Genomic DNA, 23,265 nt, shown 5'->3' with positions numbered 1-23,265 from the left:
CGGCTCCGCAAACCTGAAGCTTGCTCTAGCCTTCGCGTCGGGCATTCCAACCCAAAAGCGCTTCGAGCTGATCGGTGAGGCCCATCGGATCAAAGGGTTTGGCAATCACCCCAGCCACCCCCAGTTCGGCGAAGCGACGCCTGTCGGCGCTCTGCACTTTGGCGGTGAGCAGCACCACCGGGATCGAACGGGTGGCAGCTTCGGCCTGCAGCCCGGCAAAAGTCGACACCCCGTCCATCTCCGGCATCATCACATCGAGCAAGATGGCATCCGGATTGCGGCTTGTCGCCAAGGCGATCCCTTCTGATCCCGACTCGGCAGCAACAATTTCCCAACCGCGGGTCAATTCCAGAGTCAGCTGAATCACTTCGCGGATATCCGCCTCGTCGTCGATGACCAGGATGCGCTTCATCCGGCCTCCCCGGCCTGCTCGCGGGCGATACGCGCCAGCAACCTTAAAACCTGATGCTCGAACTCGACAGGCGGGATGCGGCTTTTGGTAAAAAACAGGGTCGGCCCGAGTTTGAGCCGTTCGCGCTGGGCTTCATCGATTTCCTGGACGGTATAAACCACCAGCGGCATCAACCGCAGACGGTCGTGCTGCCTAAGGCGATTGACGACCGCGAAGCCGTCGCCGTCGGTCAGGAGCAGACCGAGCACCAACAAGTCGGGGTGGTGGTCCAAACAAAAAGCGAACGCCTCGGATGCGGTGCGGGCGTGGAGAGTCTGCACGCCATAGCGGGCGAACATCACGGTAAGGACGTGGGCCAGTTCGAGATCGTCCTCGACCACCAAAACCTTCAAAGCACTCTCATCCGTATTGGGGATGTCGGCAGAAGCGGAGGTATCCGGAAGGGCGGGCGTTTCGCCGACGGCCAACGGCAGGGTGAGCACAAAGGTGCTGCCTTTGCCGGGGGCACTTTCCGCCCAGAGCCGACCGCCGTGCTGCAAGACGATGCTGCGGCAGATCGCCAGACCCAGGCCGGTGCCGCCTTTTTTGCGCGAATCGCTCGCGTCGACCTGCTGGAATCGCTCGAAGATGCTTTCGAGTTTTTCCGCCGGGATGCCGCGCCCTTGGTCGACGACCCGCACCTGCACCTGCGGCCCATCGCACGCGGCGCTCACCCGCACCGTCGAACCCGCGGGAGAGAACTTGATGGCATTGCTGATCAAATTGGTAAATGTCTGGATAAGGCGGTCGGGATCGGCCCAGAGCGGTGCGGATTTGCTCTCACAGAGCAGCATTACCCCGCCTTGCTGGGCCATTGACTGCATCAGGTCCGCCGATTGGGTGAGCAATTCGGCCAGATCGCAGCGCCGGCGCACCAGAATCACCTTGCCCGATTCCATGCGCTCGACGTCGAGGATGTCGTTGATAAGCCGCACCAGCCGGTCGGTGTTGGCAATGGCAATATCGAGCATGCGCCGGCCTTTTTCGGACAGCGGCCCCAACAACCCGCCGGTGAGCAACCCGAGTGCCCCGCGGATAGAGGTGAGCGGGGTGCGCAGTTCGTGGCTCACCACCGAGACAAATTCGGCTTTGAGCCGCTCGACGGCCTGCCTTTCGGTAATGTCGCGAAAGGTGATCACCGCCCCCAGGGTTTGCCCCTGCTCGAGAATCGGGGTGCTCACGTACTCGACCGGAAATGACGAGCCGTCCCGGCGGCCGAAGCAAATACTGCCCACCCGGTGCACAGAGGCGTCGATAAGCGACGCGTAAAGCGGGATGTCGCTCATCCGATAGGCGGGTGGCGCAGTCCACCCACCGGGCAACCGCTCGTGAAAGGGTTGGCCCAGCAGTTCGTGCACCTCGCAGCCCAGCATGCGCGCCCCGGCCGGGTTGACGAACGCCACCCGCCCCTGCAGATCGAGGCCCACGATCCCCTCGCCCGCCGAATTCAAGATCAGTTCGTTTTGGTGGCTCAACAGTTCGATCGCTTTTTCGGCGCGGCGGCGCTCGGCCAGTTCACCATGCAGCCGGGCGTTGGCGGTGCTGAGGTCGTCGGTACGCTCGGCGACGCGCCTTTCAAGTTCGTCTTTGGCCTGGCGCAGGGCTTCCTCGACGCGCTTGCGCTCGGTGATGTCGTTGCGGATGGACACGTACTGGTAGGAGTGACCGCGGTGGTCTAGAAACGGCACGATCGTCGTGTCCACCCAGTAGATTGAGCCGTCCTTGGCCCGATTGCGGATTTCGCCTCTCCAGACTTTGCCCCCCGCGATCGTCTGCCAGAGGTTCTCGAAAAATGCCGACGGATGGAAGCCGGAGTTGACAATCCGGTGGTTCTGGCCCAAAAGCTCGGCGCGGCTGTACTGTGAGATTTCGCAGAATTTGTCGTTGACATAGACGATCAGCCCCGCCGCGTCGGTGATCGCCACAATCGACGATTGATCGAGAGCAAACTTGATGTCCGCCAGCTCCTTGAGCAGCGTGGCGTGCAGGTTGGCGGGCGAGGGGGAGGATTCGTTCATTACAGGGAGCGTCTGCGTTCAAGACGGTTGAGAATGCGCATAGCCAGATTCGGACCGGAGACGGGTTTGGCCACAAAGTCGTCGGCTCCGCCGGCCCAGGCGCGCTCGACGGTCTCTTCGTCGGTATGGGCGGAAAGAAACAGCACCGGCAGCCACTGCCACTGCGGGTCGCCGCGCACGATCCGGCATAATTCGATGCCGCTCAGGTGGGGCATCTCGACGTCGAGCACCAGCAAATCGGGTCGAAAGGATTCAAGCTGCCGCCAAAATTGCAGCGGGTCGGCCAGGGTGAGCAGCTGCAATCCCCAGGGAGCAAGCAGAGCGCGCAGGGCGGCGAGCAGCGGCGCATCGTCATCGACGATCATCACCTTGGCGGTGCGGCGGCGGGCGCGCTCGAGCACCCGTTCGACGGTGCCGACCACCCGCTCCGGTCCGACCGGTTTTTCGAGAAATGCACGGCTGCCGAGCCGGGTGGCCTCGATGCGCTCCTCAAAAGAATGGCGATCGCTGAGCACCAGCGCCGGGATGGGCGGCCGGCGGGCGGCGAGTTCCCCCAAAAGCGACCAGCGCGCCGCTTCGTCCGCCGCCGGCAATCGCTCCGCCAAGGCCGGGTGCAAGTCGAGCACGACCAGATCTGGGCGATGGTGCTCCATCCAAACGTGCGCCGCCTCCACGCCGCAGACGACATCGAGCAGGAACACCTCCCGCGCGGCGGCCTGCAGTGCCTGGGCAAGCGGTTGGTCCGGGTCGACGGCGAGCACGCGCGGATGATTCTCGGGGGAGCGCTCAGGGGCGGGGGCGGCGCGTTCCAGTTCGCGCTGCAGGGCGACGAGCCCCTCGGCAAAGCGCAGCGCCCGCTCGCGGGTGAGGGACAGCCCCGGCTGCAAAGCTTGCTCCATCGAGCGCGCCAGGCGCGAACCCTCGCTAAAACCAAAAGTCCCCAGCGAGCCTGCAAGCTTGTGGGCTTCGTGCTCGGCCTGCTGCCTGAGCGCATCGTCGAGGCGTGCTTCGAGCATGGCGAGGCTCGCGCGCTCCAGCACCGCCACGCGGGCCAGTACATTGGCTTTGCTGCGCTCCCAGACCCCGGCCAGGGCCGAATGCAGTTTCTGGCGCATCGAAGCGGGCGAGACGGCCACTGTGAGCGCTTCGGCGTCGGCGCCTGCCTGGGGTTTGAGGCGGTATCCCAGGCCGTAGACCGTTTCGATGAGGTCCGCGGGGGCGCCCACGGCGCGCAATTTGTGGCGCAGTCCCTTGACATGGGCTTTGACGGTATCTTCCTCGGGGGGTTCTTCAAAAGGCCAGAGGTGATCGACGATGGCACGGCGGCTGTAGACCCGCCGCCCACCGCGCAAAAACAGCTCCAGCAAGTTGTACTCCTTGGGGGTCAGGTGCAGCGGCTGTCCCTGATAACTCACCTCGCAGGTGTTCGGATCGAGGCGCAACGGTCCCCACTCGAGTACCGGCGGCAAAGCCGCTCCCCCCCGGCGCAACAGCGCCCGGATGCGCGCCGCCAGTTCAGAAAGATCGCAGGGTTTGACGACATAATCGTCCGCTCCGGCATCGAGGCCCGCCACCTTGTCGGTGCTCGCATCGAGTCCGGTCAAAAGCAGCACCGGCATACGGTGCCCCTTCGAGCGCAACCGGCGGCACAGGCTGATCCCATCCAGCTTGGGCAGCAGCACATCGAGCAAAATCAAGTCGTAGTTGCCCAGTTCGATCAAGTTCCAGGCCGTCTCCCCGTCGCCCGCGACGTCCACCAGGTGGCGCTGGTGCACCAGAAACTCCCGCAGCGCCTCGGCTACGGATTCGTCGTCTTCCGCCAACAGCACTTTCATACCAACCTGGCGCGCTCGAACCTCTTCCACGCTACCCCGGCGGCACGTGCTCTGCGCTCGCGCAACAAAGCCTCAGCCCGCCGTCTATTTTCTACTGCGCTCCGGTTCGCGATCGGCGAAGCTTTGCGCAAAATTTCACAATTCGCGCTTCGGGCTAAGATCAGCTCGTTACGCCCTGGGCATTCTAGTAGCGAAGCGTGCCCGTCGAACGATGCAACCTGCTGCCACCACGGCCGAGCCTGGCCGGCAATCCCCTTTACCCGCCCTCGCCGTCGAAGGATTGAGTAAATCCTTTCGCACCGGTTTCTGGCTCAACCGGGTCGTCTCGCCGTTGCGCGGCTGCACTTTAGAGGTGTTTGCCGGCGAGACTTTTGGGTTGCTCGGTCCCAACGGTGCCGGCAAGACCACGCTGCTGAAGGTGCTTTTGGGCATCGTGCGCCCGAGTGCCGGAAAGGCCACACTATTGGGTCAGCCGCTGGGCGACGCAGCCGTCAAAGCGCGCCTCGGCTATCTGCCGGAGAACCCCTATTTTTATGAGTACCTGACGGGCGAGGAGACGCTGCGCTTTGTGGGCGAGCTCTTCGGGCTGTCCGGGGGCGTGCTCGCCGGGCGCATCTCTGGGTTGCTCGACCGGGTGGGTCTTTCGCGTGAGGCCGCCAGGCGCCCCCTGCGCAAATATTCCAAGGGCATGCTTCAACGCATCGGCCTTGCCCAGGCGCTCATCAACGACCCGCAACTGGTCTTTCTCGACGAGCCGATGTCGGGGCTCGACCCCGCCGGCCGCCGCCAGATCCGCGAGATCATCCTGCAGTTGCGCGCCGAGGGCAAAACGGTTTTTTTCAACAGCCATATCCTTACCGATGTCGAAGTGCTCTGCGACCGCATCGGGCTGTTGGTGCAGGGCGCACTAGTCAGCTGCGGCAGCCTGGGTGAGCTATTGGGCACCGAGCAGACCTACAGCGCCGAAGTGGCGGGTGCCAGTATTGCCCAGCTCTCCCACCTGCTCAGCCATAGCGAGCAGTGCGGCGAGCGGGTGCGGGGACGGCTGAAGGTGCCGGTGGCCCAATTTACGGCCCAACTGCCGCCCCAGGCAGTGTTGATCGACCTCAAACTGGAGCGACGCTCGCTGGAAGAATTTTTTCAGGCCAAAGTCGCCGAGCACCAGGGCCGTGTTCTCGATACCTGACGGTGCGACACTGGAACATGTGCGTCGTGACTGGCGGCAAAGCGATGATACGGCTTGATTTTGAAGTTTCAGAGGATGTGGCGGAGCGGCTGCGTTCCCAGGCGGAGCGCAAAGGTCTCAGCCTGTCCCAATACCTCATCGAACTGGTTACCGACGCCGTTGAAGCCGAAAAGGACTGGCCCGCAGGGTATTTCGTGCGCCTGGCCGGTGTTTGGGCAGACGCACGCTTCGAGGAACCGGAAGAACTGCCCTACGAAAAACGCTCCTGGAAAGACTTTTAAGCTTCCCGGGTAAAACGCGGATGAGCCGAGTCGTATCTTTCGAGCACTTCGCCAATCTCGACGGTCCAGGAGGCCATCGTGCGCTGCCCGTCGCGCAGTTTTGCCAGTATATGTTCGGGGTGATCGCGCCAGCGGTCAAGCGCCGGGGTTGAGGCAAATTCGATCAGGGTGAGCACTTCGCCGTCGAAGGCCAGATAATCCCGATGGGCGATAAATCCGTCGATGGCACTCAGCACGCCCGCCAAGTGGGCGATCGCATCTTCCATGCGGCATCCGGCGCAGAAATCAAATCTACTTCCAAGCTGGTCGTGGTATCGACCCCACGCTGGCGCAAACCTGCAGCCACTGCGTTGCTGACGTTTTCATCCAAATGAAACCGAATCGTTCTTGACATTCGGATCTTTCAGTTTTTGCTGCACAAGTGAAGTCGTCTGCGCTTCCATCTCCCGGGCAAAGATTTCATCTCCTGCAATTTGTTGTTGAATTTCCTGTAGATGATCGTGATAGTAAGTGAGGGCGGCATAGACATCGGCAAGGGTAATACTTGGATGGTGCAGGATGATCTCATCCGGAGACATGCCCATCCGTTCATGGCAGAGTACAATATCCTGCACCCTGATCCGATGACTGGCAATGCGGGGTCTGCCGCCACAAACCCCCGGCGTAATTTCGATGTGTTCGGAGATCACCGGCACCATACATCACCTCCGTCTTTCGACTGCCTCAACGCTATCACAGGGTTTTGAAGCAGTCCTTACTCGAAACGCTGCGGCAATGCAAGCGGATAGAGATGCTCACTCAGGAGCACATCGAGGCTGAACGGCGGCGCCAGGCGGCTTACCGTCCGCTCGATGCCCAGGCTGCGCAGCGCCATGCGGGTGGCTTCGGCGCCAAGTAGGCTTGCGAGCGTGCTCTGCTCGCCTTCGAGTCGCTCAAGGGCTACCGTGTCGGGAGCAACTTTCGCTTTTTCCGCCGCCAGGGCAATGGCCGTATCGATGCCGCCCAATCGGTCCACCAGCCCTAATTCGAGGGCTTTGCGACCCAGCCAGGTACGGCCCTGGGCGAGTGCTTCCATCTGGGGGACCGTTTTGTTGCGGCCCTTGGCGGCAAGGGCCACGAAGCGGCGGTAGCTTGAGAGCAATTCCTGATCGAAGATCTTTGCCTCTTCGGGGTTGAGCGGCCGGTTGCCGCTTAAAACGTCGGCGCGTGCCCCGCGCTTGAACACTTCCGGGGTGAGGGTGAGGTCGCGGTTCAATTGCTCGACGTTAGGGATTACCGCGAAGATGCCGATCGATCCCGTCTGGGTGGAAGGCTGGGCGACGATCGCACTGGCGTCCATTGCGATCCAGTAGCCGCCGCTCGCGGCCGAATCGCCCATCGAGACGACGACGGGCTTTTTGGCGCGCAACCGTTCGACTTCCCGGCGCACCAGGTCGCACCCCAGACCCGCCCCACCGGGGGAGTTGACCCGCATCACCACCGCCTTGATGTCCTCGCGCCGGCCCGCTTCGCGCAGAGCCTTGATGAGCGGTTCAGACCCCTGCACCGGCCCTCCGGAAAGCGGATTGACAGGGCCGCTGCCCCCGGAGACCACCAAGCCCTCGGCGACGATATAGCCAATTTTGTTCGGCCCCCGGTTGAGACCCAGTTCCTCCAGGCTCACACGCGCGTACTCGGTGGCGCTCACTTTCGGCAGATCTTTATCCGCTGCGATGCCCGCCTGCTTTTTGAGGCCCGCCTCTACCTCGTCCCAGTAAGCGATGCCGTCGATGAGCTTGTTGGCGAGTGCCCATTCAGCGGTGGGCCGGTTGGTGTCGATGAGCCGGCGCACTTCGGATGCGGGGAGCTTGCGGGCGGTAGCCACGGCGCCCACGAAAGTCTCGTACTGCTCGGTGAGGTTGAAGTTGATCATCTCTTTGACCGGCTCGCTGAATGCCGGCTGGCCGAAGGTCTCGCCGCTGACGGATTTATATTTGCCGTAGCGAAAGTACTGCACGCCGATGCCAATTTTGGCAAGCAATCCCGGCAGGTGGGAGTTGGAACTGACTAGGCCGTTCATCTCGAAGCCGCCCGTGGGCGGCAGGTAAAAGCGGTCGAGGGCAAGCGCCAGGTAATACCCCCGCTCGCTTATTCCCTCGGCGTAGCCCACGGCAAATTTGCCGGTTTGGCGAAATTGCATCAACGCCTCTCGCAATTCTTCAACTCTCGCCCAACCCAAGCTGGTGCCGTCGAGGCGCAGCACCACCCCCTTGATGCGCGTGTCTATTGCCGCTTTTTTGAGGTTGTCGAGCGCATCTTTAAAAGTCAGGGCAGGGGTACCCAACAGCCCGGCGATCGGGTCTTCGGAGGCTTTTTCCGGCAGATCGCCGGAAAGTTTGATTTCCAGTACCGAGTTGTCGGCAATCTGCGGCCCACGGCCCAACAGCAGCAACCCCAGCACGGCCACAACCACCAGCACCACCACAAGAGCGCCAATCACCGCGAGGATGCGCCCCAGCCAGACCCCGATTTTTTTGAGGGTACCCACGTTCTTCCCGCCAGGACCAACAGGGCGATCGTAACAAAGCGACGCAGTATCCCGGCCATTGCCAGATCGTGAGTGAACCATAATCGTGCCGCGGGGCAGCGTCGACGTTGTTGGTGACACGACCACTTTGGCGGATTTTTCGACAGGCCCGAGTTTACCTGAGCCGATGCGAAGATAGAAGGGTTGAATGAGTTCGAGCTGGCATGAACGTCCCCGAAAAGATCTACGAACTGGTCAAGACTCTGCCGGAACCGCAAGTCAGTGAAGTCCTGGATTTTGTAGAATTTCTGCAACACAAACTGCAAAATACGACGACGACATCCCAGCCACCCTCATTGCCCAACGAAGCACCAACCGAACAAAAAAATTCTGTTTCGCAAACTTCTTTTCCTGATCTGCAGCCTTTACCGGTACTGGACGGTTATGTTCCACAAGGCTGGAAAGACGCGACTTACGAATGAAAACTACAGACCTGGTATTTCTAGATGCGGGTTTGTTTATAGGAGCTTTAATGAGCGCGGATCTGCGCCATGACGAGGCTCTTCATATTGTGGAAGCGGCCCGCAGAGGGGAAGTCGAAGCTTGTACGTCAGTGGGAGTCTTGAGCGAGGTGTACGCCGCCCTGACCTGGGTTGGCGCACGCCCTCCACAAACTCCTGAAGTTGCTTGTAGTTCTGTTGGTCTGTTGGTGCAGCCACCTTCAAAAATCAGGATATTGGAAACCAATTTGGCAGCGCGCTTAAAATGTTGGAAATGTCCGCGAATCATAACCTGACAGCTCGAAGAATTCATGATGCCAGACATGCGGCAACTGCATTGGTGTCCGGAGTGAGCAAGATCTACACCTATGACATTCAAGATTGGCAACTATTTCAATCTGAAAACATTTCAATTGTCGGCCCGCCATCGGTCATTTCTGCGTAAATTATTCCGACCGTTTTTCGTGGTGCTCGCCCCAGGTACACAGTGCCTCCAGCACCGGTAACAGGGTGTCGCCGTGGGGGGTGAAGGCGTATTCGACCTGCGGCGGCACGCTGCGCAGGACGGTGCGGCGGACAATCCCGTCTTTTTCCAGCTCTTTCAGTTGTGAGATAAGCATTTTCTCGGAAATTTCCGGAATCGATCGCCGCAATACGCTGTACCGCTTGGCGCCGTTGCGCAGGTGCCAAAGTATCAAGATTTTCCATTTGCCCCCCAGGACGTCCAGGGTCGCGCGCACCCACTGGGTGCCCTCCAGCTCCGTTCGCTCCACGCCGCGCCTCCGCCTATCCCGACTTCGACTTACTTTTCGGTAAGTACTTCCATTATCGTAAGCCGCAAAATAGGATGGTGATCGTCAAGAGCGAGGGTTGGCGCATGTCTTCGTTGCAAGGAAAGGTGGCCATTGTCACGGGGGCGTCGCGCGGCATCGGCCGGGCCATCGCCGAGGGCCTCGCAAGCAAAGGGGCCTCGGTTGTCGTCAACTACGCGGGCAGCAAGGACAAAGCCCGGGAAGTGGTGCAAACCATCGAGGCGGCGGGTGGGCAGGCGATCGCCGTCCAGGCGGATGTCAGTCGCGTCGAGCAGATCGACGCGCTGTTCGACGAAACGTTTGCGCGCTTCGGGCGGCTCGATATTCTTGTCAACAACGCCGGGTTGTCGATCATGAAGCCGATGGTCGACATTAGCGAAGCGGAATTCGACAGGCTGTTCACCCTCAACGCCCGGGGGGTGTTCTTTGCTCTGCAGCGGGCCGCCGCGCGCATGGCGGCGGGCGGCCGTATTGTGAGCGTCACCACCGGCGGCACCGCGACCGGTGCCGCCGGCGCCACGGCCTACGCCGGCAGCAAAGCGGCCATCGAAGGATTCAGTATGTCGCTCTCAAAAGAACTGGGTGCGCGCGGTATCACGGTCAATACGGTCATGCCTGGACCCACGGATACCGAGATGTTCGAGGCGGCGGCCCCGCTGGAGATGAAAAAAATGGCCGAGCAGATGTCGCCCTTTGGGCGGCTCGGCGAGCCGCGCGATGTGGCCGACGTGGTAATCTTTCTGGCAAGCGAGGAGGCGCGCTGGGTGACCGGACAGCGCATCAGTGCCAGCGGCGGAGCCATTTGAGCAACTAGCGGGAGACGGCGGCTGCCGGAGCGGCTTCTTCGCTCTCCAGGCGGGCGATGCGCTCGTCGAGCCGGGCGAAGAGCTTAGCCAGACCGCTTGTGGGATCGCGTCCGATGACATCGATGGTCACAGGCCGGTTTTTGCCGTCGAGCACTTCTTCAAAACGCACGAACAGCCGGTCCGCCAGCTCCTGGCCACCCTCGATCGTGTCTGGAATCGGGATGCCCTGGTCTTTGAGCAGCCGCTGCAGGGCGACCAGCCGCTCTGCTTCGTCGCGGCCGGGGGCGGTCAATTCCGCTTCAAGCGCGGCTATCTGCTTTTCCAGTTGCAGGTTACCGGGCGGATCCCAGTTGCCGCGCCGCTCCAGGCGATTTTTCAGCGAAAGTTGATAGGCGCGAGCGGCCAGATCCGGTTCGACCAGGGCCAGCAAAGCAATCGAATTGGGCTCGCTCAAAATTCCCATCAGGGTGTTGACCAGATCGGCGCCGTTGCGCCGCAGGATCTTCAGCACCCGGGGATCGGCGATGTCGATGTCGGGATTGCTCGCAGCGACGGCCGCCAGCAGCTTGTCGAGGTTGGGCTCCGTCGAGATCACCCGGTTGTAGACGCGGCGCACCACCGAACTGATAAAGGGCATTCGCTGCTGTTGGCCCGTCACCAGCCCCACTACAAAGCCGAAGCCCTCGCGCGCTTTGTTGCGACCCGCGTCGCTTCCTAGGTCCACCGGATAGGGACCGATCGGTGTGCGCACCGTGAAGTTCGGATTGAGGGCGCTCCACAATCGGCGGCCTGTGAGTTTGCGCTCCAGTTCACCGGCACTGTCCGTCTCGATGCGAATGTCGAGGGTGGGGGGTTGGCCCGGCTGGGCGCCGACCGGTGGCGCCAAAACGGCCAGCATGGCAAACAGGACGGCGGCTTGTCGGTGCATGGCGGGGTAGGGTTGCGACGCTGCTGCCAACGTAGCACGGCCCTTTTACTCCCCGTTTGGGTTCCCCCCGCGGGTAGAACCGGCTGCAGCGGTTTCGCGGGAAGCTAAAGGGCGGATGCGAGCGGACCCTTGTATGCAAAAGCACTATGACCTGGTGGTTCTGGGCACTGGCGTGGCCGGTTCCTCCGTCGCCAAACGCTGCCGAGAAGCCGGCTGGAAGGTCGCTGTTGTCGATTCGCGGCCCTTCGGCGGCACTTGCGCCCTGCGCGGCTGCACGCCCAAAAAAGTGCTCGTTCAAGCCGGGGAACTGCTCGATCGGTGGCGGCACCTTGCGGGCAAGGGCCTGCGTGCCGAGGAGGCCCGCATCGATTGGCCGGAGTTGATGCGCTTCAAGCGTTCGCTCATCGAGCCTTTGCCGGCCGCGCGCGAGGCGGAGTACGCCGAGGCGGGCATCGAGTCCTACCACGGCGTGGCCCGATTCGTCGGGGCGACCGCGCTTGAGGTGGAGGGCGCCCACCTGCAGGGAGAAAAGGTGCTCATCGCCACCGGGTCGCGGCCGGCCACCCTCGGCATCGAAGGGGAAGAGCACCTTGCGAGCTCGGACGATTTTCTGGAACTGGGCACGTTGCCGCGGCGCATTGTGTTTGTGGGCGGCGGCTATATTTCGATGGAATTTGCCCACCTCGCCGCCCGCGCTGGTTCCCAGGTGCACGTTTTGCACCAGGACGAACGCCCGTTGGCCCCGTTCGATCCCGATCTGGTGGATCGGCTCATCGAAGCGACGCGGGAACTGGGTGCGCTATGCCTGTGCCACAAGGTCAAGGCGATCGAAAAAACCGCCCAGGGCTTGCTGGTGCACACCGACGGCGACGGCGGCCCCTACGCGGCGGACTTGGTCGTGCACGGCGCGAGCCGCGTCCCAAACGTCGAGGCGCTGGATCTCGACGGGGCGGGCGTCGAAGCCGGCAAAAAAGGCATCAAAGTGAACGCCCACCTGCAAAGCGTCTCCAACCCGGCGGTGTACGCAGCCGGAGATGTAGCCGACGCCCCCGGTCCGCAGTTGACCCCGGTGGCCGGCCTGCACGCCGAGACGGTTGCCGAGAACCTGTTGAAGGGCAACACCCGCTCCCTTGAACAAGCCGTCTTTGCCAGCACAGTGTTCACAGTGCCTGCCCTGGCGGGGGTGGGTTTGCTGGAGGAGCAGGCGCAGGCGCAGGGGCTTCACTACCGCGTGCTGCAGGCCGACCACCGCGATCGGCTCGCCGTCCGCTCCCTTGCCGCTCCCTACGCAGCCCACAAAATCCTGGTCGAGGAGCCGGGCGGACGTATTTTGGGGGCCCATCTGCTCGGCCCCTTTGCCACCGAGATCATCAATGTCTTCGCCCTGGCCATCCAGGCGCAAGTCGACATCGACCAACTGCGGGCCACCCACTTTGCCTACCCAACCGGCAGCTCCGAGATTTTTGCGATGCTCTCAAAAGGCTGAACCGGACTACTGTCGCAACTCAATCCGACTGCAGAGCGCTTGCTGACCCCTGAGAGCTCCCTCTGCAGTACACCCGTCAACTGAAATGCCGCCACGGTCCATCACGCCATCCGAATTTTCTTAAACCAATAATAATATTGAATTTTTTCGATACTTGTCATAGCAAACATAGAAGAACTGCTCTGGCCGCTTCGACCGTGAGAACTTTCTCACAATGTGTTTAGCGGCACTTTTACCGTGTATTCGGTGTTCCTGGCGACCTGGAAAAATTGTGGTTCGCTCCTATGCTCTGTTTTGTTCCACGTTCGTAGCTAGGAGTCTTCTATGAAATTTGGCTTACAATTGTTTAATTTGACGTTGCCTGTGGCCCTCGCGCTCCCGTTGTCTTTGGCCCACCGGCCGCAGCCGGTCGGTGCCTTGGAAAGCGCGGGTACGCCTTCTGAGGCACCCCAGGTCGTGTTCGAGGCAAACAAAGGCCAAAGCGCTCCCCAGGTCAAATTCCTCTCGCGCCACCGCGATTCGAGCTTATTCTTGACTGCCGCCGAAGCGGTGGTCGCCCTGCGTACCGACAAAAAGACCGCTACGGCATTGCGCCTGCGGTGGCTGGGGGCCAACCCCAATCCGCAGATGGTCGGTGTGCAGCCGCAGGCGGGGGTGAGCAACTACTACTTGGGCAGCGAGCCGCAGCGTTGGCAGACGAACGTCGGTCATTACGCCAAAGTCCAGTACCGCTCGGTGTACCCGGGTATCGACATGGTCTGGTACGGCCAGAAGCGCGAGTTGGAGTATGACTTTGTCGTACAGCCCGGCGCCGACCTCCGTGCCATCCGCCTCGAACTGCAGGGGGCTGAGCGCCTGGAACTCGACAGACAGGGAGATTTGCTGCTGCGCCTGCCCGGCGGCGCAACGCTCAAGCAACCCCGGCCGTTGGTGTACCAACAGATAAACGGCAAGCGCCGGGCCGTTGAGGGCCGCTATGTTTTGGCGGGTCGTGAAACCATCGGCTTTGTTGTGGGTCGCTACGACCGCACTCAACCGCTGGTGATCGACCCGGTGCTGCGCTACTCGACCTATCTCGGGGGTAGCGGTGAAGATCTAGGCGACGCCTTGGCCGTCGACCGCACCGGCAGCGTCTACGTGACCGGCGAGAGCTTCTCGGCAAACTTCCCGACCACGGCGGGCGCTTACCAGCTTTCCCCGGCAGGTGGCGGCGATGTGTTTGTGACCAAATTGAACAGTGCCGGGAGCGCCCTGGTCTACTCCACGTTTATCGGCGGCAGCGCTTCGGAAGTCGGTGAGCGGGTCGTCGTCGACCGGCAGGGCAACGCCTATGTTGGCGGCACGACCGCTTCGCCCAATTTTCCGACCACCGGCGGGGCTTACCAGACGGCCTCCGGCGGCGGTGAGGATGCCTTCATCGCCAAGCTCGACGCGAGCGGCGGAGCGCTGGTCTATTCCACCTACCTGGGTGGCAGCGCCGACGATGCAGGCGATGAAATCACCTTAGACAGCACGGGCAACGTCTTGATCGCCGGTGTCACCGCCTCAACCGACTTTCCGGTGAGCGCAGGCGCCTTCCAGAGCGCCATTGGCGGCGGCGAGGACGGCTTTGTCGCCAAGTTGAACCCGGCAGGCAGCGCGCTTGTTTACTCCACTTTGCTGGGGGGCAGTGAAGACGACGTTGCCGACGCCATCGACCTCGATTCGGAAGGGAACGCCGTGGTGACCGGTGTTACGGCATCCCCCAACTTTCCGCTGAGCGCCCGCGCCCTGCAGCGGCGGCTGCGCGGCGACACCGACGCCTTTGTCAGCAAATTCAATGCCGACGGCAGTGCCCTGGTCTTTTCGACCTACCTGGGCGGCAACGCAGATGAAGAAGGCGACGAAATCGGCGTAGACAGCGCAGGCAACGTCTACATCACCGGCATCACCAACTCCGCCAACTTCCCCGCCACCCCCGGTGCCTACCAAGGAACCATCGGCGGCGGCGAGGACGCTTTTGTGGCAAAGCTGAACCCGGCGGGTACAGCCCTGGTGTACTCGACGTTCCTGGGCGGCAGCGCCGACGATGCGGGCGACGGCATCGCCGTGGACCAGGCCGGCAACGTCTACCTGACCGGCCAGACTTTCTCGGCGAATTTTCCGGTGACTGCGGGCGCCTTCCAGCCGACCATCGGCGGCGGCGAGGACTCGTTTGTCACCAAGTTCGACGCCGCAGGCAGCAGCTTGATCTACTCGACGTTTCTAGGCGGCAGCGGCTCCGATGCGGCCGATGAAATCGTTGTCCAGGCGGGCAATGCCTTTGTCACCGGCTCGACCGATTCGCCCAACTTCCCCACCACCCTCAGGGCGTACCAGAAGGCCCTGAGCGGCGGCAACGACGCGTTTGTCGTCAAGATCACCGACCCGGCGCCCTAGGGTCGGTTTTTGAGCACGGGCGGGCGTCGGAGGTTGACCCACGACGTCCGCTTTTTAGTTGTCCATGCCGTTGCGGCGGATGTAGTCGCGCCGCGCCTGCTCAAGCAAAGCTACCATAAGCTGCTGGGCATCCTGCACCGTGCCGTGCTCGCGCCACTCGGCGCTCAAGGTGCGCAGCAGCTTGTCGAGCAATTGCCGGGTGAGCCGCTCGCCTTCGGGGTCGGCTTTGAGCACGCCGTTGGCCGCACCGTAGGCGGCGTTGAGTGTGACGTTGACCAGGCCGCTGGTGAGCCGGTTGGGCAAGGGAAGCGACTGCTTGATCGAGTGGGCAAGCAGTTGCTCCAGTTCGGGCCGCACCTGGGGGAGCACTTCTTTGACGACCATGGCGGTTTGTTCTTTGACAAAGCCGTCGATGGCGGTGGGTGGGTCGTTGGAGGCGCGCGGGGCAGCCTGGGCAGCCCGGGGGAGCATGGCGGTCAAGTCGGCGGTGCGCACCACATCTTGCACTTGGGCGAGGACCTTGACCACCACCAAGTCGGTCACCTCGTCGGCGATCGCCATCGAGTAGCGGTGAATAATTCCAGCGATCGGAGAGGGGAAAATGCCCAGCCGCTCCAGGCGATCGCCGTAGGTAAAGACGCGCGCCAGGGCGAGCCATCCGAGGTGCACGCCGGGGATCAAGTTGACGGCAGGCAAAAGATTCAGCACATCGAAGCTGTTCTCGGAAAAGCAGCGCTGCCAGGTCCAGCGCGGGTGGTTGCGGTAGGTGACAAAGGTGCGCAACATCAGTTCCAGGGCGAAGATTCCCATAAACCAGACATCGACCCGTCGGAAGTACCAGTCCACAAATTCGCCGTCCTCGCCGTGGTTGCGAAAATAGTTGACGGCAAACAGAGGGCGCAACTGCTTGTCAAAAAATTCCAACTGCTGCGCCCGCCGCGTGGGAGTCATATTTTGCCCGCTCCAGAAGCGCAAAAACGACTGCTTGGAGGAACTGTCGCCCACATGGCGGCGGATACGGTTTTTGATGCGCTCCAGCGTGCCCTGCTTGCCCACCAGTGCAAAAGGGCTGTCATCGACAATCTGGGCGCTCAATATCCGCAAGACCGGCAGCAGTGCCGCTTCGCGCGTGACGTCCCCGGCGTCCGCCGCCGCCTTGTAGGCATCGACCGTGCGCAGGTACCGCTCGGTGATCCGGTGGGGTTCGATACCCTTCATCGGATCGTACAGACGGACCAGTTCGGGCACCCTGGGCACATAAAAATCGCGCAGCTGTACATAGCTCAGATCAAAGATCACCCAGACGAGGTTGACGGTGGCCACCGCCAGAAAAAGCCATTCGAGCGGCCAGAAGAGGACACCGCGCCAGGAAACATCGGGTTTAGTCGCCACGGGGAGCAATACGCAGAGTTCGGCAGTTCCAATTTAAAGGTAAGAACGCATGCATCAATCCCCCGGCAGTCGGGTTTGCTTCCCGGCGCCCGTCGTCAGTACCGATACAGTCATACACCCTAGCTGTCCTGCGCGTCGATGCCAATCTGGCGAATCTGGTTGATGGTGGCCTGCTCCAGGCTTCGGCGCGTATGGATGACGCCCTTTGGCTGTCCTGTCGTCCCGGAAGTGTAAAAAATCGCAGCGGGATGGTCGGCCACCATGTCCGGCCACGCGGGCGGTGGGCCTTCAACCGCCAAATTTGCTATCCATCCTTGCGCCCCTAGCGATTGTGTCAAATGCACCTGCGCAGCCGTTGCCTGCGCAGGTGCCGCCTGCTGGTATTGCTCGTAGAGGGAGGGCTCGGCGAGCAGAACTTGGGCACCGCTGTGGTTCATCACGTAGCGGACCAGATCCGCCCCGAAGCGTATATTGATCGGAACTGCAACGGCACCGATCTTGAAGCAAGCGTAGTAGCACAGCACAATCTCGGGGCAGTTCGGCATCAAAAAAGCGACGCGATCACCGGCCTGAACGTTCCACTTCAGCAACGCGGTAGCCAGGCGGTCAACAAGTTTATTTAGTTGCATGTAAGTATAGGATTCTTCGCCAAATACGAGAGCATTTTTTGACTGCAAACGAGTATCGACTTTGTCCAGAGCGTTAGACAGCACGACGGGCTCCTTGAGCTAAAATCCAAAGAAAAGAAATGCCAGAATAATATTTGCCAGCAAGAATACAACGGGAAACGCGATGCGAGAGGCGCGTGTAATCGACGCCGCCCTGGCGGGCTGGCTCTCAACTTTTAGATAATGCTGAACGGTAACTTCAATGACGGCCACAAAATAAAATAGGTAAATCATAAAAATAATTGCCCCCGTGTAGGTCATGTAGGGGGTCTTTGGAAGATTGGTTTCTACCAGAATATTGAAGGCGATGTGGGCGATAAGCGTCGAGACCACCAGCGTTACATTCGCTTCGTAAGAAGTAGACCAGAAGGCAGTCCAGGAGATAAATAAAATAAACAGCATCGGCAAAATGATGTTGGGAATGTACGAAAAATATTGACGAGAAATCCGCAACTGGTAGTCCAGTTTCGATTCAAGCCTGTCTTCCAGAGCGAAGTTTGCAGGCTTCACCACGGCGGTAAAGCTTTCGATATCCCATCCCGTCAAGAACACATCGTCGTTTTTGCCCACTTTTTCTAGGTCGACCGCAAGCACGATATTGCGGGTGTCGACCGAACGGACGATCAAGTAAATGTGTAAAGTCTGCGAATCAAAAGGATAGCGGCGAAAATCCAGCGGCGAGAGAACTCGGGCAGAGAAGCGTTCCAGATACTGTACCGTCCCGTCCGGGCTTACCGAAATATCCACCACATCGGCGTCGCGGGCATTTTCGACATTGACAAAGCGGATCTCCGGTATCCAGATCGCTTCGGGTTCGTAGGTTTTGACGCGAACGCCGCTGCGGACCGGATCAAACGCCAGGCGCCTGTCCTTCCAGCTCAAACTTAAAAAGGCATTCACCTTGAAGGTTTCTGCTTTGTCGTCGAGGCTGTAGCACTCGATCAGGTAGATGCCCGTGTTCACGGTGAGCGGCTCATCGGCAATGGGCGGGGGCGGCGAGACCATATCCTGGCCCCAAACCGGTGGGGAGAACCACAACAAACCTATCTGCACCACCGCAACTGCAGCCATCGGTTGCCATAGCATACGACTTGCAGCGATGGACTCTGAAAGTTTGGGCCGCCAGCCGGTCGGGAACATCCCGGCGGACCTCCTGGTTGAAATTCGATAGGTCAGATATACCCCAATTCGGACTTAAAGCCAGTCCGCAGGACCAGATCTTTGACATTGTTAACCTGGCCAGGGTAGGTGCCCCCAAATAAGCGAAGCGGGCTGGATAGCCCGCTTCTGCAGATAGGCTGTACAGGAGGATCAGGCCGATTCGGGTTTGGGCAGCGAACTGGGCAGAATCAGCAGCTCGGAGGTGGAGCGCTTCTCGACCATCTCGCGGGTGATCACGCACTTGCGGATGTCGGCGCGCGAGGGCACCTCGTACATCACTTCGAGCATCAGCTCCTCGACGATACCCCGCAGAGCCCGTGCCCCGGTCTTGCGCCGGAAAGCTTCCTGGGCGATGGTCTTGATCGCGTCGGGTTCGAAGACCATTTCGACGCCGTCCATGCGCAGCAGGCGCTGGTACTGCTTGAGCAAGGCGTTCTTGGGTTCGGTGAGAATCTCGATGAGGGCTTCCTCGTCGAGGGGTTCGAGCACCGCCACCATCGGAATGCGGCCGATAAATTCGGGAATCAGGCCGAATTTGACCAGATCGTCGGGTTCGAGAGCCTTGAGCGATTCGACCAAGCGTTGTTCGCGCTTCTGGGGCTCGCCCGCCTGTACAAAGCCCATCGCCCGCTTACCGATGCGCTGCTCGACGACGCGCTCCAGACCGACAAACGCTCCTCCGCAGACAAACAGGATGTTGGCCGTGTCGATCTGGATGTATTCCTGGTAGGGATGCTTGCGCCCACCCTGGGGAGGGACGTTGGCGACGGTGCCTTCGAGCATCTTGAGGAGCGCCTGCTGGACGCCTTCGCCCGACACGTCGCGGGTGATCGAAGGGTTCTCGGACTTGCGGGCAATCTTATCGATTTCGTCGATGTAGATGATGCCGCGCTGGGCGCGCTCGACCTCGCCGTCGGCCACCTGCAGCAACCGCAGCAGGATGTTCTCGACATCCTCGCCCACGTAGCCCGCCTCGGTGAGGGTAGTGGCATCGGCAATGGCGAAGGGCACATCGAGCAAATCGGCCAGGGTCTGGGCCAAGAGCGTCTTGCCGCAGCCGGTGGGGCCGATGAGCAGAATGTTGGATTTTTGAATTTCGACCTCGTCGCCACTCTCTTCGAGCTTCGAGCTGAGGCGCTTGTAGTGGTTGTAGACCGCCACCGAGAGGATTTTCTTGGCCTCTTGCTGACCGATGACGTGCTGGTCGAGGTAAGACTTGATCTCCTGCGGCTTGGGGATCTTCTTGAGGGAAGTGTCCCGGCGACTGGAGCGCGAGGCTTTGACCTTGGTCGGTTGGGGCTGGGGCTGGGTCGCCCCTTCAAACAGTTCCTCGTCGAGGATCTCGTTGCACAGTTCGACGCACTCGTCGCAAATGTATACCCCCGGCCCGGCGATGAGCTTTCGAACCTGCTCCTGGGACTTGCCGCAGAAGGAGCATTTGAGATGGGAGTCGTACTTGGGCATGGGGCAGCCTGGGTGTTGAGGAAACGAGGTTTCAGGAGTTGGGTTGCGCCTCGGGCTCGGTGGCCCCGGCGGCAACTTCGGGGGGAGCGTCTTCGCCCGAGCCCGGCTCAATCGCCTCACCCGGCAAAGTCAACTCTATTGTAGAGTGCTCCGCGAGCCACTCCAAAATCTTCTCCGTAAGCATTTCTTCGCGCGCAAATTCGGCCAGGGCCTGCTCGGAGACTTCCTCCTCCAGTTCGCTGCGCAACTCGACGATGCGCGCAGCCACCTGCTCCTCTTCGACCACGATATTTTCGGCGCGGGCCACTTGCGCCAGGGCCAGGGTGCGCTTGAGGCGATTTTCGGCGTCAACTCTGAGCGTTTCGCGTACCCGGGGCATGTTCTCCTCGGTGAAGATGCGGCTGGGGTCGATGCCCTGCTGTTGGAGGTTGCGAAAGCTCTGCTCGGCTAGAAACTGCACTTCGCGGTTGACCAGCGTCTCAGGTAAGTCGACGGTCGTCTCGGCCACCAGCGCCTTGATGATGGCGGCGTCGCGGTTGGCGCGGGTCTTCTCCGCCGCCTGCTCCTGCTGCTGCTGCTCCAGAAATGCGCGCAGTGCTTCGAGAGTCTCAAATTCGCTGATGTCACCGGCAAAATCGTCGTCGAGGACGGGCAGCTCTTTGATCTTGAGATCTTTGAGACTGACGGCGAATTTGGCATCGACCCCCGCCAGTTCCTGCTGCGGGTAATCGTCGGGAAAGCGCAATGCAAGCTCGGTGCTCTCACCAATCTGCATACCGATGATTCCCTCGGTGAAGCCGGCGATGAGCCGACCCGGCAGCAGTTCGACTTCGAAATCGGTGGCTTTACCCCCGACGATCTCGTTGCCGTCCGCCGCCTTGGTGCCCGCAAAGTCGATCACAGCGGTGTCGCCGACCTCGGCCGCCCGACCCTCGACGGGGACGAGCACGGCGCGTTGCTCGCGGTACTGCTCGAGCTGATCATCTACCTGCTTGGCCTCGTAGGGCACTTCGCTGTAGCGCACCGTCAGGCCGGTGTAGGTGCCCAGCTGGACCTCCGGTTGCACATCGACGGCGGCTTTGAAGCTGAGCGGTTCTCCCGGCTGGTAGCGGCCGAGCAACTCCTCGAACGAATCGCGCAGTTGCAGGTTGCCCAACGAAGCAATCGACTCCTGTTCAATCGCCTCTTTGAGGGAGCTGTCGATCAGATTTTCGAGCGCCTGCGCCCTGAGGCGCTCCTTGCCGTAGAACTGCAGCACCAGCTGGCGCGGGGCTTTGCCGGGGCGAAAACCGGGGATGCGGGCGGTGCGCATGGTGTCGCGCACCAGTTTCTCGTAAGCTTGCTTGGATTTTTCGCCTTCGACCTCGACATTGAGGCCCATCTGGGAGCGCGGGAGCTTCTCTTGCGTGACTTTCATCGAAATGGCAGGTAACAAAAGCGGACGATGATCTTAGCCGGATTCATGGGCGACCAGCCAGAGGCTAATTGTACACGCTCCCCGGCGCAAAGGCCGGAGTCTTCATTTTTCCTGGCGGCGGCAGCCCGAAGGTTGGGTCCGCGAGCGTTTAAAATCAAGGTTGCAAACGGCACTATATGGCAGAGCGATGGCAGAAAACGAGCGCACCACCGAGAACTTCCAACCGCAGGATCCTTCCTATGCAGAGGCCGCAACCACCGAGGCGTCCGCTGCGGAAGCGACGGGATTCATCGCCCGCATCGACCAGCTCGCCGCCGAGAACTCCGACCTGCAAAAAAAACTCGCCGACTACGAGCAAAAGTACACGCGGCTGATGGCCGACTTCGACAATTTCCGCAAGCGCACCCAGCGCGAAAAAGACGAACTGGCCTATTTTGTTTCCGCCAAGCTCCTCAAGGACATCCTGCCGGTCTTCGACAACTTCGATCGCGCCCGCGCCTTCGCCCAGCCCGACAACGAGCGCGAAGAGAAGCTGCACAACAGCTACCAGCAGGTTTACCGGCAGTTTCTCTCGGTACTCGAAAAGATGGGGGTGACGGCCATGGAGGCGATCGGTCAGCCGTTCGACCCGGCCCAGCACGAGGCCATCCTGCGCGAAGAATCGGCCGGGGTGAGTCAGGAGACGGTCGTGGCGGAGTTGCAAAAGGGCTATTTGCTCGCCGACAAGGTGCTGCGCCCGGCCATGGTCAAAGTGGCGATCCCCGAAGCGGGTTCCTAGCTGCGGGCAGTTAAGAATTTCGGTGGCCTTCCCGCGCCTTGCAGCGCAGGGTGATAACCTGTTGAGGTCCAAAAGCGGGAAAGTCCGGTGCGATCCCGGTACTGTGCCGCAGCTGTAATGGGCTTCCCAAGTCAGAATGCCGCCTTTGGACGTTGCCTCCGGTTATTCGCCTGCGTTGCACAGGAATGGGGTTATTCATGCACGACACGGTCCATCCTTTGTTGCTCATCGGCCACGGCACCCGCGATGCCGATGGGCGCGAGACGTTTCTGGAATTTGCCGCCGCTTACCAGCACTTCGACCCGGCCCGGCCGGTGGTGCCCTGTTTTTTGGAGTTGACCGCTCCGTCGATCCAAGCAGGGGTCGATCGCTGCATCGAGCTGGGTTACCGCGATTTGACCGCGGTGCCGCTGCTGTTATTTGCCGCCCGCCACAATAAGTTCGACGTCACCAACGAACTGGACCGCGCCCGCGAGCGCCATCCGGATCTGGTGGTGCACTACGGCGGCCATCTGGGCATCACCGCGGGCCTCATCGAACTGTGGCAGGAACGGCTCGCCCGTCTCGACGAACACAGCGACATCCCGCGCTCCGAGACGCTGCTGTTGTTTGTCGGGCGCGGTTCGTCGGACCCCGACGCCAACGGCGACGCCTGCAAGATGGCCCGCCTGCTCTGGGAAGGGAGTGGCTATCTCGGGGTCGAAGTCTGCTTTATCGGCATCACCCATCCCCGCCTGGAGCAGGGATTCGAGCGCGCCTGGACCTGGGGGGCAAAGCGCGTCGTCGTACTGCCGTACTTTTTATTTACCGGTCTACTCGTCAAGCGCATCCAGGAGACGGCCGCCCTCCAGCAAACGTTGCATCCGCAAGTCGCAGTGCAGGCTCTCGATGAAATCGGCCTCGACCCGGTGCTTTTTGAATTGCTGCGCAGACGCGAGCAGGAGGCGCGCGAGCAACGGGTGGCGATGAACTGCGAGATGTGCAAATTCCGCCGCGCCGTAAGCGCCGTTCACGGCTCCGGTCACGCCCGTAATCACGGGCATAGTCATTCCCATGGGCACGACCACAACCATGACCATCCGCCCGCGGATCCCTACGCCGATCTGAGTGCTTACCACGGACTTGCCTGGCAAGCACCTTAGTGTGTCGAGCACTGGG

At 61.2% G+C, this 23,265-nt stretch carries 22 protein-coding genes and 1 riboswitch; of the genes, 9 read left to right on the top strand and 13 right to left on the bottom strand.

Translation table 11 applies throughout. From position 1 onward, the window contains the following. Window positions 1-25: 25 nt before the first annotated feature. The 3 genes from GLL_RS21685 to GLL_RS21675 are packed head-to-tail and all read right to left on the bottom strand — an operon-like array spanning window position 26 to window position 4,304. Complete coding sequence (locus GLL_RS21685) at window positions 26-412, bottom strand: response regulator (protein WP_011144197.1); 387 nt, start codon at window positions 410-412, stop codon at window positions 26-28. After that, a complete protein-coding gene (locus tag GLL_RS21680) occupies window positions 409-2,469 on the bottom strand; it encodes an ATP-binding protein (protein ID WP_011144196.1) in 2,061 nt (686 codons plus the stop codon). The genes GLL_RS21685 and GLL_RS21680 overlap by 4 nt, the downstream gene beginning before the upstream one ends. Next, window positions 2,469-4,304 carry a response regulator gene (locus tag GLL_RS21675; RefSeq protein WP_011144195.1) on the bottom strand — a complete coding sequence of 612 codons (1,836 nt, stop codon included), beginning with the start codon at window positions 4,302-4,304 and terminating at the stop codon, window positions 2,469-2,471. Before GLL_RS21675 ends, GLL_RS21680 begins: the two co-directional genes overlap by 1 nt. A gap of 211 nt (window positions 4,305-4,515) precedes the next feature. On the opposite strand from GLL_RS21675, the gene GLL_RS21670 reads away from it, so the two are divergent. Both GLL_RS21670 and GLL_RS21665 read left to right on the top strand, forming a co-directional pair. Next, window positions 4,516-5,490, top strand: a complete 975-nt coding sequence (locus tag GLL_RS21670; RefSeq protein ID WP_011144194.1) for an ABC transporter ATP-binding protein — start codon at window positions 4,516-4,518, stop codon at window positions 5,488-5,490. Window positions 5,491-5,534: 44 nt separating this feature from the next. Continuing rightward, window positions 5,535-5,771 carry a hypothetical protein gene (locus tag GLL_RS21665; RefSeq protein ID WP_164929472.1) on the top strand — a complete coding sequence of 79 codons (237 nt, stop codon included), beginning with the start codon at window positions 5,535-5,537 and terminating at the stop codon, window positions 5,769-5,771. On the opposite strand, the gene GLL_RS21660 is transcribed toward GLL_RS21665, so the two are convergent. The 3 genes from GLL_RS21660 to sppA form a co-directional block, all read right to left on the bottom strand. Further along, window positions 5,768-6,037, bottom strand: coding sequence for a hypothetical protein (locus tag GLL_RS21660; protein WP_011144192.1), 270 nt, complete (start codon window positions 6,035-6,037; stop codon window positions 5,768-5,770). The genes GLL_RS21665 and GLL_RS21660 overlap by 4 nt on opposite strands. Window positions 6,038-6,133: 96 nt before the next feature. Further along, the gene (locus tag GLL_RS21655; protein ID WP_011144191.1) at window positions 6,134-6,469 is read right to left on the bottom strand and encodes a DUF433 domain-containing protein; all 336 of its coding nucleotides are present in this window, start codon (window positions 6,467-6,469) and stop codon (window positions 6,134-6,136) included. Between the two features lie 56 nt (window positions 6,470-6,525). Beyond that, complete coding sequence (sppA, locus tag GLL_RS21650) at window positions 6,526-8,298, bottom strand: signal peptide peptidase SppA (protein ID WP_164929471.1); 1,773 nt, start codon at window positions 8,296-8,298, stop codon at window positions 6,526-6,528. A 203-nt stretch (window positions 8,299-8,501) separates the two neighbouring features. On the opposite strand from sppA, the gene GLL_RS21645 reads away from it, so the two are divergent. Continuing rightward, window positions 8,502-8,759 (top strand): DUF2281 domain-containing protein, encoded by a 258-nt coding sequence (locus GLL_RS21645; protein ID WP_011144189.1) that lies wholly within the window; start codon window positions 8,502-8,504, stop codon window positions 8,757-8,759. Continuing rightward, window positions 8,756-9,073 (top strand): type II toxin-antitoxin system VapC family toxin, encoded by a 318-nt coding sequence (locus GLL_RS21640; RefSeq protein WP_164929470.1) that lies wholly within the window; start codon window positions 8,756-8,758, stop codon window positions 9,071-9,073. Before GLL_RS21645 ends, GLL_RS21640 begins: the two co-directional genes overlap by 4 nt. A gap of 150 nt (window positions 9,074-9,223) precedes the next feature. Here GLL_RS21640 and GLL_RS21635 read toward each other — a convergent pair whose 3' ends face one another. After that, a complete protein-coding gene (locus tag GLL_RS21635; protein ID WP_011144188.1) occupies window positions 9,224-9,550 on the bottom strand; it encodes a winged helix-turn-helix transcriptional regulator in 327 nt (108 codons plus the stop codon). Window positions 9,551-9,654: 104 nt separating this feature from the next. Between GLL_RS21635 and GLL_RS21630 the strand changes: the two genes are divergently transcribed. Beyond that, window positions 9,655-10,395 carry an SDR family oxidoreductase gene (locus GLL_RS21630; protein WP_011144187.1) on the top strand — a complete coding sequence of 247 codons (741 nt, stop codon included), beginning with the start codon at window positions 9,655-9,657 and terminating at the stop codon, window positions 10,393-10,395. A gap of 4 nt (window positions 10,396-10,399) precedes the next feature. Here GLL_RS21630 and GLL_RS21625 read toward each other — a convergent pair whose 3' ends face one another. Then, window positions 10,400-11,323: a hypothetical protein gene (locus GLL_RS21625; protein ID WP_011144186.1), complete on the bottom strand. Its 924-nt coding sequence runs from the start codon at window positions 11,321-11,323 to the stop codon at window positions 10,400-10,402. A 133-nt stretch (window positions 11,324-11,456) separates the two neighbouring features. On the opposite strand from GLL_RS21625, the gene GLL_RS21620 reads away from it, so the two are divergent. Further along, complete coding sequence (locus GLL_RS21620; protein ID WP_011144185.1) at window positions 11,457-12,809, top strand: dihydrolipoyl dehydrogenase family protein; 1,353 nt, start codon at window positions 11,457-11,459, stop codon at window positions 12,807-12,809. A gap of 324 nt (window positions 12,810-13,133) precedes the next feature. Then, window positions 13,134-15,227 (top strand): SBBP repeat-containing protein, encoded by a 2,094-nt coding sequence (locus GLL_RS21615; protein ID WP_011144184.1) that lies wholly within the window; start codon window positions 13,134-13,136, stop codon window positions 15,225-15,227. A gap of 54 nt (window positions 15,228-15,281) precedes the next feature. Here the strand turns inward: GLL_RS21615 and GLL_RS21610 are convergent, their stop codons facing one another. The 5 genes from GLL_RS21610 to tig all read right to left on the bottom strand — a co-directional run bounded on the left by GLL_RS21610 (window position 15,282) and on the right by tig (window position 21,329). Next, window positions 15,282-16,619, bottom strand: a complete 1,338-nt coding sequence (locus GLL_RS21610) for a hypothetical protein (protein ID WP_011144183.1) — start codon at window positions 16,617-16,619, stop codon at window positions 15,282-15,284. Window positions 16,620-16,738: 119 nt separating this feature from the next. Continuing rightward, entirely contained in the window at window positions 16,739-17,332 is a 594-nt protein-coding gene (locus tag GLL_RS21605) for a class I adenylate-forming enzyme family protein (RefSeq protein WP_011144182.1), read from the bottom strand. Window positions 17,333-17,347: 15 nt separating this feature from the next. Beyond that, on the bottom strand, window positions 17,348-18,427 hold the full coding sequence (locus GLL_RS21600; RefSeq protein WP_011144181.1) for a proton-gated ion channel: 1,080 nt from the start codon (window positions 18,425-18,427) through the stop codon (window positions 17,348-17,350). Between the two features lie 171 nt (window positions 18,428-18,598). Beyond that, window positions 18,599-19,912, bottom strand: coding sequence for an ATP-dependent protease ATP-binding subunit ClpX (gene clpX / locus GLL_RS21595; RefSeq protein WP_011144180.1), 1,314 nt, complete (start codon window positions 19,910-19,912; stop codon window positions 18,599-18,601). A gap of 31 nt (window positions 19,913-19,943) precedes the next feature. After that, window positions 19,944-21,329: a trigger factor gene (gene tig / locus GLL_RS21590; protein ID WP_011144179.1), complete on the bottom strand. Its 1,386-nt coding sequence runs from the start codon at window positions 21,327-21,329 to the stop codon at window positions 19,944-19,946. Between the two features lie 187 nt (window positions 21,330-21,516). Between tig and grpE the strand changes: the two genes are divergently transcribed. Both grpE and GLL_RS21580 read left to right on the top strand, forming a co-directional pair. Beyond that, on the top strand, window positions 21,517-22,107 hold the full coding sequence (gene grpE / locus GLL_RS21585; protein ID WP_011144178.1) for a nucleotide exchange factor GrpE: 591 nt from the start codon (window positions 21,517-21,519) through the stop codon (window positions 22,105-22,107). A gap of 30 nt (window positions 22,108-22,137) precedes the next feature. Continuing rightward, window positions 22,138-22,270: riboswitch (cobalamin riboswitch) on the top strand. Between the two features lie 34 nt (window positions 22,271-22,304). Continuing rightward, window positions 22,305-23,249 (top strand): sirohydrochlorin chelatase, encoded by a 945-nt coding sequence (locus tag GLL_RS21580; protein WP_197530064.1) that lies wholly within the window; start codon window positions 22,305-22,307, stop codon window positions 23,247-23,249. Window positions 23,250-23,265: the final 16 nt, after the last annotated feature.

Origin of the sequence: Gloeobacter violaceus PCC 7421, assembly GCF_000011385.1 — a bacterium.
Lineage (GTDB): Bacteria > Cyanobacteriota > Cyanobacteriia > Gloeobacterales > Gloeobacteraceae > Gloeobacter > Gloeobacter violaceus.
This window is presented reverse-complemented; position numbering and strand designations above follow the sequence as displayed.

Excerpts from the sequence above, each read along its gene's own strand:
- GLL_RS21685 (WP_011144197.1), bottom strand. The coding sequence starts at position 412 with ATGAAGCGCATCCTGGTCATCGACGACGAGGCGGATATCCGCGAAGTG.
- GLL_RS21680 (WP_011144196.1), bottom strand. The coding sequence starts at position 2,469 with ATGAACGAATCCTCCCCCTCGCCCGCCAACCTGCACGCCACGCTGCTC.
- GLL_RS21675 (WP_011144195.1), bottom strand. The coding sequence starts at position 4,304 with ATGAAAGTGCTGTTGGCGGAAGACGACGAATCCGTAGCCGAGGCGCTG.
- GLL_RS21670 (WP_011144194.1), top strand. The coding sequence starts at position 4,516 with ATGCAACCTGCTGCCACCACGGCCGAGCCTGGCCGGCAATCCCCTTTA.
- GLL_RS21665 (WP_164929472.1), top strand. The coding sequence starts at position 5,535 with ATGATACGGCTTGATTTTGAAGTTTCAGAGGATGTGGCGGAGCGGCTG.
- GLL_RS21660 (WP_011144192.1), bottom strand. The coding sequence starts at position 6,037 with ATGGAAGATGCGATCGCCCACTTGGCGGGCGTGCTGAGTGCCATCGAC.
- GLL_RS21655 (WP_011144191.1), bottom strand. The coding sequence starts at position 6,469 with ATGGTGCCGGTGATCTCCGAACACATCGAAATTACGCCGGGGGTTTGT.
- GLL_RS21645 (WP_011144189.1), top strand. The coding sequence starts at position 8,502 with ATGAACGTCCCCGAAAAGATCTACGAACTGGTCAAGACTCTGCCGGAA.
- GLL_RS21640 (WP_164929470.1), top strand. The coding sequence starts at position 8,756 with ATGAAAACTACAGACCTGGTATTTCTAGATGCGGGTTTGTTTATAGGA.
- GLL_RS21630 (WP_011144187.1), top strand. The coding sequence starts at position 9,655 with ATGTCTTCGTTGCAAGGAAAGGTGGCCATTGTCACGGGGGCGTCGCGC.
- GLL_RS21625 (WP_011144186.1), bottom strand. The coding sequence starts at position 11,323 with ATGCACCGACAAGCCGCCGTCCTGTTTGCCATGCTGGCCGTTTTGGCG.
- GLL_RS21620 (WP_011144185.1), top strand. The coding sequence starts at position 11,457 with ATGCAAAAGCACTATGACCTGGTGGTTCTGGGCACTGGCGTGGCCGGT.
- GLL_RS21615 (WP_011144184.1), top strand. The coding sequence starts at position 13,134 with ATGAAATTTGGCTTACAATTGTTTAATTTGACGTTGCCTGTGGCCCTC.
- GLL_RS21600 (WP_011144181.1), bottom strand. The coding sequence starts at position 18,427 with ATGTTCCCGACCGGCTGGCGGCCCAAACTTTCAGAGTCCATCGCTGCA.
- clpX (WP_011144180.1), bottom strand. The coding sequence starts at position 19,912 with ATGCCCAAGTACGACTCCCATCTCAAATGCTCCTTCTGCGGCAAGTCC.
- tig (WP_011144179.1), bottom strand. The coding sequence starts at position 21,329 with ATGAAAGTCACGCAAGAGAAGCTCCCGCGCTCCCAGATGGGCCTCAAT.
- grpE (WP_011144178.1), top strand. The coding sequence starts at position 21,517 with ATGGCAGAAAACGAGCGCACCACCGAGAACTTCCAACCGCAGGATCCT.
- GLL_RS21580 (WP_197530064.1), top strand. The coding sequence starts at position 22,305 with ATGCACGACACGGTCCATCCTTTGTTGCTCATCGGCCACGGCACCCGC.